The organism is Corallococcus terminator, from assembly GCF_003611635.1.
Classification (GTDB): Bacteria; Myxococcota; Myxococcia; order Myxococcales; family Myxococcaceae; genus Corallococcus; species Corallococcus terminator.
Window position 1 is genome coordinate 1 of sequence record NZ_RAVZ01000039.1, and the last position, 15,128, is coordinate 15,128.

The 15,128-nt window shown below is 68.1% G+C and carries 9 protein-coding genes; 5 read left to right on the forward strand and 4 right to left on the reverse strand.

The genetic code is table 11. The features are described from left to right. Nucleotides 1-24 precede the first annotated feature (24 nt). Both D7V88_RS08460 and D7V88_RS08465 read left to right on the forward strand, forming a co-directional pair. Nucleotides 25-2,118 carry a monovalent cation:proton antiporter family protein gene (locus D7V88_RS08460; RefSeq protein ID WP_120540129.1) on the forward strand — a complete coding sequence of 698 codons (2,094 nt, stop codon included), beginning with the start codon at nt 25-27 and terminating at the stop codon, nt 2,116-2,118. Between the two features lie 89 nt (nt 2,119-2,207). Further along, entirely contained in the window at nt 2,208-2,738 is a 531-nt protein-coding gene (locus D7V88_RS08465; RefSeq protein ID WP_120540130.1) for a polymer-forming cytoskeletal protein, read from the forward strand. Nucleotides 2,739-2,760: 22 nt separating this feature from the next. On the opposite strand, the gene D7V88_RS08470 is transcribed toward D7V88_RS08465, so the two are convergent. Further along, nucleotides 2,761-3,402: a cysteine hydrolase family protein gene (locus tag D7V88_RS08470; protein ID WP_120540102.1), complete on the reverse strand. Its 642-nt coding sequence runs from the start codon at nt 3,400-3,402 to the stop codon at nt 2,761-2,763. A 152-nt stretch (nt 3,403-3,554) separates the two neighbouring features. Between D7V88_RS08470 and D7V88_RS08475 the strand changes: the two genes are divergently transcribed. After that, the gene (locus tag D7V88_RS08475; RefSeq protein WP_120540131.1) at nt 3,555-3,791 is read left to right on the forward strand and encodes a cold-shock protein; all 237 of its coding nucleotides are present in this window, start codon (nt 3,555-3,557) and stop codon (nt 3,789-3,791) included. Between the two features lie 71 nt (nt 3,792-3,862). Here the strand turns inward: D7V88_RS08475 and D7V88_RS08480 are convergent, their stop codons facing one another. Continuing rightward, the gene (locus D7V88_RS08480) at nt 3,863-4,837 is read right to left on the reverse strand and encodes a WD40 repeat domain-containing protein (RefSeq protein WP_147448664.1); all 975 of its coding nucleotides are present in this window, start codon (nt 4,835-4,837) and stop codon (nt 3,863-3,865) included. 165 nt (nt 4,838-5,002) lie between these two features. On the opposite strand from D7V88_RS08480, the gene cspE reads away from it, so the two are divergent. Then, nucleotides 5,003-5,206 carry a transcription antiterminator/RNA stability regulator CspE gene (cspE, locus tag D7V88_RS08485; RefSeq protein ID WP_120540104.1) on the forward strand — a complete coding sequence of 68 codons (204 nt, stop codon included), beginning with the start codon at nt 5,003-5,005 and terminating at the stop codon, nt 5,204-5,206. A 171-nt stretch (nt 5,207-5,377) separates the two neighbouring features. Continuing rightward, the gene (locus D7V88_RS08490) at nt 5,378-6,058 is read left to right on the forward strand and encodes an SRPBCC family protein (RefSeq protein WP_120540105.1); all 681 of its coding nucleotides are present in this window, start codon (nt 5,378-5,380) and stop codon (nt 6,056-6,058) included. A 2,371-nt stretch (nt 6,059-8,429) separates the two neighbouring features. On the opposite strand, the gene D7V88_RS08495 is transcribed toward D7V88_RS08490, so the two are convergent. Both D7V88_RS08495 and D7V88_RS08500 read right to left on the reverse strand, forming a co-directional pair. After that, entirely contained in the window at nt 8,430-10,346 is a 1,917-nt protein-coding gene (locus D7V88_RS08495) for a M1 family aminopeptidase (RefSeq protein ID WP_158625042.1), read from the reverse strand. A gap of 100 nt (nt 10,347-10,446) precedes the next feature. Further along, a complete protein-coding gene (locus D7V88_RS08500; protein ID WP_341870664.1) occupies nt 10,447-14,874 on the reverse strand; it encodes a discoidin domain-containing protein in 4,428 nt (1,475 codons plus the stop codon). Between the last annotated feature and the right edge of the window lie 254 nt (nt 14,875-15,128).

Below are 15,128 nucleotides of genomic sequence, written 5' to 3' on the forward strand. Positions count from 1 at the left end.
CCCCCGTTCTCCAAGGCGCCTCCCATGCACGACGCCCACGCCTTCCTCCAAGCCCTCGCCACCGTCCTTTGTGTCGCGGCGGTCACCACGGTCCTCTTCCAGCGCCTGCGCCAACCGGTGGTGCTGGGCTACATCCTCGCGGGCGTCATCATCGGGCCGCACGTGCCCATCCCGCTGGTGGCGGACCCCAACATCGTGACGACGCTGTCGGAGTTGGGCGTCATCCTGCTGATGTTCTCCCTGGGACTGGAGTTCAGCCTGCGCCGGCTGTTCCAGGTGGGCCCCACCGCGGGGCTTACCGCCGTCATCCAGTGCAGCGTGATGGTCTGGCTGGGCTTCATCGTGGGCCGCGCCTTCGGCTGGACGATGCTGGAGAGCCTGTTCACCGGCTGCTGCATCGCCATCTCCAGCACCACCATCATCGCCAAGGCGTTCGACGAACAGAACATCCGGGGCGCGCTGCGCAGCATCGTGGTGGGCATCCTCATCGTGGAGGACCTCATCGGCATCCTCTTGATGGCCATGCTCACCGCGGTGTCCACTGGCTCCGGCCTGTCCGCGGGCGACCTGGCGCTGACGGTGGGGAAGCTGGCCGCGTTCCTGGTGGGGCTGGTCGTCATTGGCCTGCTGGTCGTGCCCCGGGTGATGCGCGCCATCACGAAGCTCCAGCGTCCGGAGACGACGCTGGTGAGCAGCATCGGCATCTGCTTCGCCATCGCGCTGCTGGCGCAGGCGTTCGGCTATTCGGTGGCGCTGGGTGCGTTCCTCGCGGGCTCGCTGGTGGCGGAGTCCGGCGAAGGCAAGGACATTGAACACCTGGTGCAGCCGGTGCGCGACCTGTTCGGCGCGGTGTTCTTCGTGTCGGTGGGCATGCTCATCGACCCGGCGCTCATCCGCGAGCACTGGCTGGCCATCCTGGTGCTCACGCTGGTGGTCGTCTTCGGGAAGATCATCAGCGTCACGTTGGGCGCATTCTTCACCGGCAACGGCACGCGCACGTCCGTGCAGGCGGGCCTGAGCCTGTCGCAGATTGGTGAGTTCTCCTTCATCATCGCGGGGTTGGGCCTGACGCTGAAGGCCACGGGCACCTTCCTGTACCCGGTGGCGGTGGCCGTGTCGGCCATCACCACGCTGACGACGCCGTGGCTCATCCGCGCGTCCGGACCGCTGGCCAACTGGGTGGACCGCAAGCTGCCCGCGCCGCTGCAGACGTTCGCGTCGCTCTACGGCAGTTGGGTGGAGAACCTGCGCACGTCGCCGCGCCAGAAGACGGTGGGCGCGAACGTGCGGCGCATGGCGATGATGCTGCTGCTGGACGCGGCGCTGCTCACGGTCATCGTCATCGGCACGTCGGTGATGCTGCCCCAGGTGACGGCGTACATCGACTCGCGCATCGAGGGGAACGTGACCCTCACTCCGATGATCGTCATCGGTCTGGCGGTCGTGCTGGCCCTGCCCTTCTGCGTGGGCATCATCCGCGTGGCGCGCCGGCTGGGCGTCGTCCTGGCGGAAGGGGCGCTGCCGGCGGTGCCGGGCGGCAAGGTGGACCTGGCGGCGGCGCCGCGCCGGATGCTGGTGGTGGCGCTGCAACTGGCGAGCGTCTTCATGGTGGGCGCGCCGGTGGTGGCCATCACCCAGCCGTTCCTGCCGGGCGTCCCGGGCGCGGTGCTGCTGCTCATCTCGCTGGGGGTGCTGGGGTTCGCCTTCTGGAAGAGCGCCACGCACCTGCAGGGCCACATGCGCGCCGGAGCGCAGGTGATTGTCGAAGCGCTGGCGGCCCAGTCCCACGCGAAGACGGGGGACGACGAAGCCGCCCCGGACGTCCTGCACGGGGTGCGTCAGTTGCTGCCGGGTCTGGGGGAGCCGGAGTCGGTGGCGCTGGCCACGTCCAGCGCCGCGGTGGGCCGCACGCTGGCGGAGCTCAACCTGCGCGGCATGACGGGGGCCACGGTGCTGGCCATCCGCCGGGGAACCGAAGGGGTGCTGGTGCCTTCCGCGCAGGAGGTGCTGCGCGCGGGGGACATCCTGGCGCTCGCGGGGACGCACGAAGCCATCGACGCGGCGAAGGACGTGCTCGGCGGGGGCGCTGGCTCCGGGGTGGATGCCGCACCGGTGTGATGCAGGGGATGCAATGGGGGGACGGCGCCGGCCGTAGGCATGGCATGCCGTCCCCCTTCCGCATCTTCCATTTCACGGAGGCTTCCACCATGCGCCGCCCCTTCCTGCCGACCCTCGTCCTCGCCTGCTCGCTGGCCGTGCCCGCGCTGGCGGCGGAGCCCGCGAAGCCGGCCAGGGCCCCCGTGAAGCGGGTCTGCGTCAACGTGAAGGATGGGAGCAAGGCGGTCCAGGGCACGGACCTGATCATCGAGCCCGGGGAGAAGATCAAGGACGCGGTCGCGGTGGACGGGGACGTCATCGTGAAGAAGGGCGCGGTGGTGGACAACGACGTGGCCGCCGTCCGGGGCCGCGTCATCCTGGAGGCCGGGGCGCGGGTGAAGGGCGACGTGGTGTCCCTGGGCGGCGAGGTGCGAGTGCCCGCGGGCGCGCGCGTCGACGGGAACGCCGTGGCCCTGGGTGGCAAGCTCAAGGTGGACAAGCAGGAGGACGTGGGCGGTGAGAAGGTCAACTTCTCGATGGAGCTCAACGGCGAGGACCTGGTGAAGCAGGTCATCGGCAAGGCGCTCGACGAGGATCAGAAGTGCCACATCCTCGACGACGATGACGACAAGGACGTCTGAGCCGGGTTGAGGGCAGCCCCCATCACTTCCATTCGGGCGGGGGCTTGCGGGTCGCGGCGCGCCGCGAGTGGCGGACGGGCTTCACTTCATCCCCCCGGCACACGCGCACCCGCAGGAAGCGCTGGAGTTGATCGAGGGCCAGGTCGTGGTCCTTGTCGCTCTCCGCGCAGCAGCAGTCGCTGAGCACGGTGATCTTGTACTCGTGCATGTGCGCGTCGTGGGCGCTGAAGAAGACGCACAGGTTGGTGGCGATGCCCGCGAGCAACAGCTTCTTCGTGCCCAGGTGCTCCAGCAGGGGCACCAACGACGTGGCGAAGAAGGCCGAGTGCTTGGGCTTGAGGATGAAGTAGTCGGCGGGCAGTGGCTTGAGGGCCCGGGCGACCGCGCGGCCCCGGCTGTCGCGCCGCGTGCAGTGCTTGTAGACGTCCGCGAAGTTGCTGCGCCACAGGTCGAAGTTGTCGTTGACGTAGATGACCGGCACGCCGGCCCCGCGCATCTTCCGCGCGAACGGGCCCAGCCGCTCCACCATGCGCAGCGCCCAGGGCAGAACGTTCTCCCCGCCGGGGAAGTCCAGGTCGTTGATGACGTCGATGATGAGCAGCGCGGTGTCGGAGCGCCGCTCATGCGTCGAGCGCTTCCGGACCGCCTGTCGCGGCTTCGCCACATCCACCTCCTGGTGCCCCACGCTAATCACGGGAGCGGTGGAGCCCACGGGGTGGACCGGGGTTTGTCTCGGGGATGTTCGCTGGACGCCCAATCGCCCCTGCGACCCCGGGGTTGGTGGGGTTCGTCCCTGCCATTCCCAGATTCCGTGCGATGCGAAGACGAACGGGCATCGTGCAGTGGTTCAACCTCGCGATGGGCTTTGGCTTCATTGCTCCCGACCGCGGGGGGCGTGCGCACGTCGTCGTGCTCCGGGAAGACATCGAAGCGGACGGCGACCCGGTCCTGACCCGGGGCCAGGCGGTCTCCTTCGAGTACTTCACGGGCCGCCAGGGGCCACGGGCGATCCACGTCCGGCCGCTGGAGTCTTCCCTGGCCGCGGATGACTGAACTCCAGGATGAGTGGGCCCGGCCAAAGGGGCGGGATGGCAACGCATCCATCACAGTCCACCGACGGTGGCTCAGCCCTTTCGGGGCTCGACGACGCCCCAGACTCCGACCTTGCCGTCGTCCATGCCCCAGCTCACGCAGCGCCCGTCGGGAGAGAACGTCACGGAGCTGCCCTGCAGGTCGTCCAGGTCCGAATAGGCGAAGAGCTTTTGCCCGTCGTGGACGTTCAGCACCACGAAGGCGCTCGTGTCCGGGCTGGCCGCGATCAGGGAGCCCGCCGGGTTGAATTCCAACTGGAGGACTCCCGAACCCGGTCCTGTCAGCACTCGCACGACGTCGAGTGAGGGCAGGCTCAGGAACAGCAGCTCCCCCGCCGTGTTCGCGGCGATGAGCTGGTCTCCTGAGGGGACGAACGCCACGGTCCAGATGCGAGAGGACTCGAAGGAGCGACTGCCCACCAGCTTCCCGGTCTTCGCCTCCCAGAGGCGGAGTGACGCGAGCGTCACCGCGCCCTCCCGCTCCTCGGCGGCCCCCGCGGCGGCGAAGGCGCCATCGGGTGAGAGCGCACAGCCATAGAGATACATGCGCTCATCCCGGCGCCAGGTCTGCCAGCCGCGCCGCAGATCCCAGAGCAGGACGCGCCCTGCCGCTCCCGTGAGCAGCACTCGCGTCCCATCCCATGACAGACACGCGCCGCAGACGGACATCCCTGTCGTCACCGTGGACAGCAACGCACCGTCGGTGACCGACCACGTCTGCAGGGCCCCCCGGACCGTCACGGACAGGAGGGTCTGGGAATCAGGCAGGAACCACGCCGCCACGCCACCGGCCAGGGGGCGCGTGAAGAGCGGAGCGTTCCCCTCCGCATCCAGGTCCCACCAACGCAGTTGAGCCTCACCCCGGTTCCGGACCGACAACAGGAAGCGCGATGACGCGTCCCAGCCCAGCCCCTGTCGCAGGGCGTGCGGAGAGCGGTCCGGCTCACCCAGGGTCCTCGACAGGGACAGACTCCGTGCGGTGTCGGGGGTCAGGAGGGGGGAAGGCACGCGCATTCACGGACAGGATACGGGATCCGCCCCGAGCAGGGCATGCGGACCTGGCCGCGCCCGCCGCCCCCCGCGACCCCAGGTCGGGATGGCTCCCTTCCCTCCGTTCCCAGATTCAAGAACACCGCCTGGATTTTCCCAGGGGCGGCTCACAAGGACGGCGACATGGCGACGGGAGTCGTGAAGTGGTTCAACGCGGACAAGGGTTTTGGCTTCATCACCCCGGATGACGGAGGTGCGGACGTGTTCGCTCACTTCTCCGCCATCCAGACGGACGGCTACAGGTCCCTGGAGGAGAACCAGCGGGTCGAATTCGATGTCACGCAGGGGCAGAAGGGACCGCAGGCGGCGAACATCCGGCCGCTGTAGCAAGGCGCCGTGTGGGCTCACACGAAGGAGGGCGGGCACGACCCAGGGCGTCACCCTGGCGCACCCTGGGTGGTGCCTCCTTCCGAATCCAGGTGGGGGGCTTGAGCGCCGGAGGACGGAGGGCCTAAGACGCCTGCGCCCCTTCCCGGGGCTGTCGTTCCGAGGACACCCATGCTCAAGAAGATCGCCATTGGCCTTGCCGCCGCGCTGGTGCTGCTGCTCGCCTTCATCGCCACCCGCCCCGACACCTTCACGCTGTCGCGCACCGCCACGGTGCCGGGCACGCCGGACGTCGCCTTCGCGCTGGTGAACGACTTCCACCAGTGGAACCAGTGGTCTCCGTGGGACAACCTGGATCCGAACCTGAAGCGCGTCTTCGGCGGCGCGGAGTCGGGCACCGGGGCCACCTACGCGTGGACGGGCAACGACGATGTGGGCGAAGGCCGGATGACCAACGAGGAAAGCCGCGCGAACGAGTCCGTCCGCATCAAGCTGGAGTTCATCAAGCCCTTCGCCGCCACCAGCACCACGACGTTCACGTTCAAGCCCGTGCAGGACGGCACCGCCGTCACCTGGACCATGACCGGTGAGAACGGCTTCATGAGCAAGGCGTTCTCGGTCTTCATCGACATGGACAAGATGGTCGGCAAGGACTTCGACAAGGGCCTCGCCAGCATGCAGGCCGCCGCCAAGGTCGAGGTCGCCAGGCGCGCGGAGGCCGAAGCCGTCCGCAAGCAGGCCGAGGCGAAGGCCGCCGAGGAAGCCGCCGCTGCCGCCGCTGCTGCCGCCGCCGCCGCCGCCGCCGCCGCGCCCACCGAGGGCGCTCCCGCCGTGGCCGTGCCCACGCCGTAGTCCCCACGCCAATCCCTTGCGGTTCCCGGCCCCTTGTTGCCTCCCAGGCAACAGGGGCCTTCTTTTTCAAGACAATCTGTCATTGCACGGCCAGGGGGTCGCACCGGGAATCACCCATGGTATTTGTTCTGCCTCTTCGACACTTCGAGGTCTGGCAATGCCTGTGTTTCATGGAGCCTCCCGGCTCGCGCTGTGCCTGCTCACGTTCATCCTCGCCTGCGGTTCCACCGAACCTGATCCGACGCCTGGAGAGGAGGACGAAAGCGACCAGGTGGCCGCGCTCACCCTCACGCCGAACGGGGCCACGCTCCTGGTGGGCGAATCCCTGGCGCTGGGGGCGCAGGCGTTCGACGCCACCGGCCGCGTGCTCAAGAACGTCAAGGTGACCTGGTCCTCCTACCTGCCCGAGTACGTCAAGGTGACCGACGGCCGGCTGGAAGGCGTGGCCACGGGCGGGTCGGTCATCACCGCCAGGGTCGGGTCGGTGAGCGCGACCCTGTCGGTGCTCGTGACGCCGGGCGATGCCTCCGGGCGTTCGAGCGACGAGGTCCTGGCGTCCGCGCGTGAGGCCGGTCTCATCAACGACGAGGAACTGCTGGCCTATCGGGTGTACGCCGCGTTCAGCGACCCCCGCCTGCCCATCCAGTACAAGGCCCGCGTCGAGCCGGGGTTCGACGCCACGTCGCTCGAAGAGTTGCGCGAGCGCTTCGACGACCTCTCCGCGCCGATGCAGCAGGCGCTCGGGATGTACCTGTTGCGCCCGGACGACCCGGGAAGCTGGCTCAACGCGCCCATGCCCGACGCCCGGCTGAGCAGCATGGCGCGACCCTCCTGCCGCCCCAGCGGCGCCCATTGGGACTACCAGTCCAAGACGTTCGCGAAGGTGAGGGTCTGGTACCAGTTCCAATACGCGGGTCAGCGCGAGCAGGCCGAGATCCTCGACGCGGCGGTGGAGAAGGAGATCTGGCCGAAGCTGATGGCGCTGGGGCTCAAGGAGCCGCTCACCGACGAGGCCTACGGCGGCTGCAACGGGGGGAGCTCCCAGATTGACATCTACCTGGTCGCAAACATGTCCGCCCCGGGGTTGACCGTCCCGGAGGGCTTCGACAACACACAGGCAGCCACCTACATCCTGCTGTCGGGCAAACTTGCCGATGTCGACCCCAACGACCCGAAGAAGATCACGGACGCGACGAGGCTCAAGGGCGCCGCGGTGCATGAGTTGATGCACGCCATCCAGTGGTCCTACAAGACGAAGGACTGGCAGACCCGCTACGGATGGATCCGCGATGCGACCGCGAACTGGGCCATCGACCACGTGTATGGACAGACATCTCAGCTTGAGCACGAATACGCCGACTGCTTCATGAACACCCCGGCCCTGTCCCTGGAGAACCGCACCCAGGGCCACTGCACCAAGCAGGACTCGAAGGTCGAACGCGACTACGGCGCCTACCTGTTCTTCCAATACCTGGCGAAGAAGCACAGCCCAGCCGTCGTGGTGGCGGCGCTCGAGAAGCTGACCACGGAGACCTCCAGCCTCACCGCGGTGGATTCCGTCGTGCCCGGCAAGCTGGAGAAGGTCTGGCCGGAGTTCGCGAAGGCGCTCTGGAACCAGGCGCCCATCGACACCAAGGGTGAGTCCTTCAAGGTGTGGGACAAACTCACGGAAAAGGTGAAGTTCAACTACTTCAGCGGCGATCTGGCCGGCGCGCCCGAGCACAAGGCAGAGCTCCAGGACGAACTGGAAAATCTGGCCAATCGCTACCACCACTACACGTTCAGCGACCCGAACACGCGCTCCATACTTTTCCACAACGGGTGGTTCAAGAACATCACCGAGTCGAAGGACCCGGTGAAGGTGCTCGCGCTCTGGAACGACGCGAGCGGGCAGTGGCACGAGGAGGACTGGAGCGAATACGAATACGTGGGCCTCTGCCGCGACATGAAGTCGCAGCGGGTGCAGGACCTGATCATCATCACCAGCAACGCGAAGTTCGCACCCGGCGGCGGCGGGAGCCTGAAGGCGGCGGAGAAGCCGTACATCAAGCGCAGCAACGTGGGCTGCTGGAAGTACAAGGGCACCTCGAAGGCTGTCCTGGTGGATCCGAGCTGGTCGGGCCGGGGAAAGATCATCGACGCGAACCTGGAGTACCAGGTGCTGGGGGCCTTCGCGACTGCGAACTATGAGCATCCGCTCCTTCCGCACACGAAGCGGCTGGGGGCCTTCATGATCATGCCGCCCAGCGGCGACTTCACGCTCGACATCAGCTACGGGTTCGGAGGGTGCAACTACACGCACGGGCCCACCAAGTACTCGCTGGGGCCCTCGGGCGGGGCGATGTTGATGAACCCCTTCAATGAATTGAAGTCACCGGATCCCGACACCCAGGCCTGGCTGTCGCACGCATCGCGCGCGTACAGATCGGCGCTCGGCGACGGACGCATCGTGAGCGTCGCCGTCAGTGGTAGGGACTGCCATGGACCGGAGCTGGATGCGCCCGGGAACATCCTCTTCACGGACTCGGGTGAACCCACGGCCACACCGCAGCTCGTGAAGCCGAATGGCGAGCTGTCCGGGACGATCCTCCTGGAGGGCATCACCTTCAGTTGGACGCTGCAACCGCAGCTCGAACCCTGAGCCGGGTTGCTCCCGCAGGAGCCCCGCGCTCCTGCGGTTGACCAACCTGTTCCGGGGATCCACTTCTACCCGCCGGACGGTCCACGGCGGGAGCGGCACGGTGGCGCGCACCGTCGCGGACAAGGGCTCCAGCCCGTAGGAGACGGTGAAGCGCTGCCGCTGCTCCGGGGCATCCCCCTGGAGCTCCAGCTCCACCACGCAGGGATACACGGTGCCCGCGACCGTCCGCTGCGTCACGGTCAGCGTCAGCGCTTGCTCCTCCCGCCACTCCACCTGGAAGAAGGGCCAGTCCGGCTCCCCTGCCCCGTCCACCCAGGTCTCGAAGTAGCGCTGGAGACTGACGCCAGACGCCCCTTCGAGCGCGGCGCGAAGGTCCGCGATGCTCCGCGCTCCAGGTTCGGCCAGGAACACCTGGAGCGCGGCGAGCACCTGGGCCCGGCCCAGCAGGGACTCCAACTGCAAGAGGAGGATCATCGGCCCCGAGCCGTAGATGTCATTGGCGAAGGAGATGAAGGGCGGCGCCGGCACATCGCTCGGGCGCAGATGGTAGGAGGCCGTGCGGGCCAGCCGGTCCCAGTACGCGAGCGTGGAAGCCGCCTCCCCGTCCCGGTGCTCGTCCTCATAGACGTACGTGAGGTATTCGGCCACCGCCTCCTTCCAGGGATAGTCCCGGGCGCTGGCCAGCGTGGTCCGGTTGCCTGCCCACTGGTGCACCACCTCGTGCATCCACGTGTGCAGCGCCATGTTGGCGTAGACCTTCGGCAAGAGCGGCAGGTTGTCCCGCAGGACGATGTTGGCCGGATGCTCCATCCCCAGCCACTCCGTGGGCGCCGCCGCCACGCGCAGCTCGGGGCCATACGGAAGCGGACCGAAGCGCGCCGTCATCCACCTCAAGAAATCCTCCACCACCGCCGCGTCCAGCGCGGGCCACAGCAGGCCCCCCGGAGCCTCGTAGAGGTCCACCCGGCCCACGTCCGAGTCCACCAGCCGCGTGCGCTTCCACGCGGGATGGGAGGCCACCATGAAGGCCGAGTACGTGGGCGCCCGCGTTCCCAGCAGCTCGCAGCGGGTGTGGGTCTCATCCGGATGGGACAAGGTGCCCGGGCACAGCACCACCGCTCCGGGCGCGTGCGTCACCTCGAACGTGAAGTGCGAGAGACGGTCGGGCGCGTCGTCACAGGGGCCGAGGAAGTCGCACGACTCCACCCAGCCCAGCAGGTACGAGAACACATCACCGTGGAGGTCGGGACGCCGGGAGAACCCCACCTGGGTGTACAGGTGCGTGGCCTCCGGGACGACGTAACGGCTGTCGATCCAAGGGGCACCTTCCAACAGCGACCGCCCGCAGACCTCCAGCGTCCCGTCCACCGTGCGCGTGCTCACCGCGGGCACGCCCTGCCACCGCACGTCCGTCACCCCCTCCGGGGCCGGAATGGACAGACAGCCCTCCCGGGCCCCCTTCACGTCCAGCCACAGCCGGGAGGTGAGCTCGCGGGTCGTGAGATCGAACGCGAGGTCGTAGAGGTCCACCGCGTATGCCAGGGGAGGTCCATCCACGTCCTTGATGGGAGGCGGCGCGGGCGACTCGCACCCCAGCCCCAGGACGACCAGCAGCGACAGGACGCGGCGGAGCAGGGACAGGGGCACGCAACGGATACGGACCGGAGCCTCCCCACCGGTCGTCACAACGGAAAAGGGGCGGCCATCATCCGGCCGCCCCTCCCCTTCAGCTCAAACCCTCACCCGGCTACTTCGTGAAGGTGATGGGCCCGGAAGACAGCGTGGTGTTGTTCGCGCCGTCCACCGCGCGCACGCGCCACGTGTGCGTCCCCGTGCCCAGCCCGTTCACCGTCGTCTGCTCGGTGCCCACGCCGTACACCTCGAACTCCCACAGCGAGTAGCCGTAGGCCGTCGCACGCTGCACACCGCGCATGCGCACGTAGCGGCCCACGCCCGTGAGGCCCGTCCAGTCGTCGATGCCACCGTCGCCGGTGTCCACCGTCCTCAGGGCCACCCAGTTGGTCGCCCCGTCCAGCGACGTCTCCAGGACGTAGCGCCGGCCGTACGCGGCCTCCCAGTTCAGCAGGATGCGCTTGATGCTGTAGATGGCGCCCAGGTCCACCGTGATGGAGTCGGTGTCACCCGTCGTCGCCGTGCCGACGCTCGACCAACGCGTCGTCAGGCTGCCGTCCACCGCGTCGTTCGGGCTGCCGAACTCGGACGAGGTGGCCGCCACGTTCTTGCCCCGCGCCAGGTTCGTCCCGGCAGGGGTCGCCGCGCTGCGGAGGATGGTCGGCGTGCGGTCCGCCCCATCCACGATGAGCACGTACTCCGACACGCCCGCGCCCACGTCCGTGGTCTGCTCCCAGATGAAGCGCGTGGCCGTGCCCGGCACCGCCTGGCCCGCCGACGGCGACAGCGCCGCGAAGGCCGCCGGAGGCGTCGTGTCGTTCAGCGTGAAGGTGAACGTGGGCGACTGCGTCACCCCGTTCGCCCAGTTGAACGCCTTGACGAACCAGGTGTGCGTCCCGTTCGCCAGCTTCAGGCTCTCCAGCGGAGCGGACGGCGTCTTCGTGATCGCCACCGGCGCCGGGTTGCCGTCGATGAAGACCTCGTAGCGCTGGATGCCCGTCTGCGGATCGCTGCTGGCGTTCCAGGTGAACGCCGTACGCGTGCCGGTGATGACCAGGTTGTTCGCCGGCGTCAGCAGGCTGAACGCCACCGGCGCCGTCGCATCCGTCAGGCCGAAGCCCTGGATGCCCGCGCCGTACTGGAACAGCGGGTTGCCGTAGATGGGCTCGATGTGCTCGCCCGCGGCGATCTTGGCGCGGATCGTCGCCCGCTCCGCCGCCGTGGCACCCAGGTCGTACGGCAGATCCCAGCGCTCCAACTGGTCGTTCTCCACGTCGGTGCCAATCTGGTTCATGGCACGCGGCAGTTGCCACGGCGTCTTGCCGCGAGGCAGCACGTCGCCGAACAGCACGTCCGCCACCGCGAAGCCGCCCATGTCACCGGGGCGGTAGGCGATGAGGAACGCGTTGGAGATGGGCATCACGTTCGTCAGGACATACGGCCGCGGCATGATCATCACCGTGGTCGTGGGGATGCCCCGCGACCTGAAGCTGTTGATGACGCCGAACTGGTCGCCCCACTTCGCGTCGTGGGCCGGGCCAATCGGATCTCCAGGCAGGTACGGCTTCTCCTTGTCCCACTCCGTGCCGTGCGTGAAGTAGCTCTCACCCACCACCACGATGGCCGCATCCGGCGTCACGCCCGCGGGGGCGGCATCCTTGTAGACCGTGAGGCCCGCCGCTTCCGCGCGCGCCTTCACCGCCGTGTAGATGGTCGGGTCGCCGAACTCGTAGCCGTGGAAGTCCGAACGCCAGGTCACCATGCAGGACATGTCGTCCGCGCGGGGACCCGCGATGACGATCGTCCTCCCCGCCGGCAGCCGGATGGGCAGCGCGCCGTCGTTCTTGAGCAGCGTCATCGCGCCTTGCGAAGCCCGGCGGACGGCGGCCTTGCTGGTAGCGGTGTGCCACTCGGAGGTGCCCGCGGGGCCGTTCTTGTACGGGTCCTCGAAGATGCCCAGGCGGAACTTCAGGTCGAGGATGCGGCGCACCGAATCGTTGATGCGGGCGAGCGGCACCTCGTTCTCGAAGTTGGCCATCGCGGACGGCGTCGCGCCGCCCATGACATCCGAACCCGCCGTGGCGGACCGCACCCACGCGCCGGAAGGCAGCCAGTCCGAACAGATGACGCCGTCGTAGTTCAGCTTCGTGCGCAGGTAGTTGAGGATGCCCGGGTTGTCACCCGCGCCGTACCCCTCCGGCCCCAGCAGCCAGCTTCCGGCGTAGCCCGGCATGATGCCGCTGGTGCCCGCCTCGATGGCCGCGTGCCACGGACGCATGTGGTAGTGGATCGTGGTGCCGTCGTAGGTGATGCCCGCCTCACCGCCAGCGCCCTGGCCCGGCCAGTGCTTCGTCGTCACCCAGATGGAGTTCGGGTTCACTTCCGGGCCGCCCTGGAGACCGGCGATCAGCGCGCGGGTGATGCCCGACGCCAGCTCCGCGTCCTCGCCGTTGCCTTCCTGCGTGCGAGGATAGAGGACCTTGGTGTTCACCTCCGCCAGCGGAGACAGCGTGCCCCGGCTGCCAATGGCGATCTGCTCGCGGCGCTGGATGTCACCCATCTCATAGACGGTGTCCAGGTCGCGCGAAGCGGCGAGCGCCGGCTGCGTGGGCCAGCTCGTCTTGTAGCCGTGGATGGAGTCACCCGCGTCGATGTGCGGGATGCCCAGCCGCGTGGCTGCGGACGCCCTCTGGAACATGGGGATGTCCGTGGGGGACAGCGGCCCCATCTGGAAGCCCGCCAGCGGGTACTCCTTGGCGTCGTAGAACATCTGCATGGCCTTCTCATGCAGCGTCATGCGGCCCATCAGGTCGCTCACGCGCACGGAGATGGGGTTGCGCCAGTTCTCGTACGGCTCGATGGTCCCGTTCTTGTTCAGGTCGCGCGAGCCATTGATGATGTTGACGCCGTCCGCCTGCGTCTCCACCGTCGGCAGGTACACGCTGAAGTTGCCGATGTCGGAGCGCGGCGTGCTGCCCGACAGCGTCGCCACCACGTACCACTTGTACGTCCAGCGATCCGGCAGGTCCTCCGTGAACGTGAAGGACGTGCCCATCTGCGACGCCACCTGCGTGTAGCGCTCCAACAGGCTGCCCGGCGCCATCCAGTCGTAGTCGTTGCGCGACAGGTTGACGTAGAGCCTGTAGTTGGTCGCGCCCGTGACGGGGGCCCACGTCAGGGTGGGACGGCGCGTCGTGGTCACCATCGTATTGTTCGTCGGCGTCACCAGCCGGAACGAACCCGTCACCGGCAGCGGCGCGGGCGCCACGTAGGGATCCGGGATGATGGTCGGATCGCGAGGGTCCGTGGGGCCATTGCCCGTGGAGAAGATTTCCACGTTCCAGTCCGCGCCCTGCACCGCCAGCGCGCTGACGGACTGCCCGCGCTGCTGGCTGCCATTGTAGTCCACCACCGCCAGGCGGATGTCCGTGTTGGGCTGGGTGGGTGAGAACTGGTTCTTCGACAGCGTCACCGTCGTGTTGGGCGGGAACGTGAGCTGGTAGGTGAACGGCCCAGGCGGGTTGCGCACGGACGGCGTGGTGTTGCCCTCCTCCGGCACCGGCGTGACGCTGATGGGCGCGGGCGACACGTTGATCTTCGCGTACGCCAGCTCAGGGAAGTTCAGCTTGATGGTTTGGTTGGTGGTCTGCGTCGGCGGAGGGTTGGTGCCGCCGGACTGGTAGACCTCAAAGGACCACAGCGAGTAGCCGTAGCCAGTGCCGCGCTCCGTGCCGCGCATGCGGATGTAGCGGTAGGTGCCGGAGACGGGAATCTCCCGACGGCCGATCGCGCCGTTGGTCACCGTGTTGAGGGTGACCCACGTGGTGTCGTTGTTGGAGCCGTCAATCGTATACGTCTTGCCGTAGGCGCCTTCCCAGTCCAGCACCACCTTGCCCACCACCTGGGAGGACCCCAGGTCCACGCGGATCCACTGGGGATCCACCTCGCCGACGGAGGCCCAGCGCGTCGTGCCCAGGCCGTCGAACGCGAAGCCCGGCAGCAGGTACTCGGAGTTGCCCTCCACGCTGGACGCCGTGGCCGGCTTGTTCAGCGCCAGGTCCGTGGTGACGGGCGGAGGCGTGGTGCCCCCCGTCTCGTAGATGGCGAACTCCCAGAGGGAATAGCCGAACGCGCCCGAACGGGTGACGCCCTGCATGCGGACGTAGCGGCCGGTGGTCCCCGCCGGCAGGGACAGGTCATCCACCGCGCCGTCGCCGTTGGTCACGGTGAGCGCGTCGGTGAACGTCGTGCCGTTGGCCGACACCTGGATCTTGTAACCCGTGGCGTAGCCCGCCTCCCAGGTCAGCACCACGCGCGAAATCGTGCGCGTCTGCCCCAGGTCCACGGTGATCCATTCATTGTTCGTGAAGGCACTGCCCCAGCGCGTGCCGCCATTGCCGTCCACCGCGTACTGACCCAGGAAGATGTCTTCCGCGGAAGAGGTGGTGGTGGGCCGGTTCAACGCCACGTTCGTCTGGGCCTGGGCCGGTGAAGCGGCCAGCACGGACACCAGCATCGCGACCGCGGCGAAGGCCTTCTTCAACCAGACACCGGGTGGTGCTTCGAGCAGAACTGGCTTCGCGCCCGTTCTTGACAACTCGGCTGAATATTCACACATTGGGGGACGACTCCTTGAGTAGGAACACCGTGAGGCATGCGTCTGGACGCACGACCAGGACGCGCGTCAAACGCAGGGGGACTGCCTGGCTGGAGCAACTGCTTCCCTGCCCCGACGGCGCCGGACGCGGGGGCGCCGGCGACGTCAAGACAAGGCTCGGGCGTTCCGGCTGTCATCCT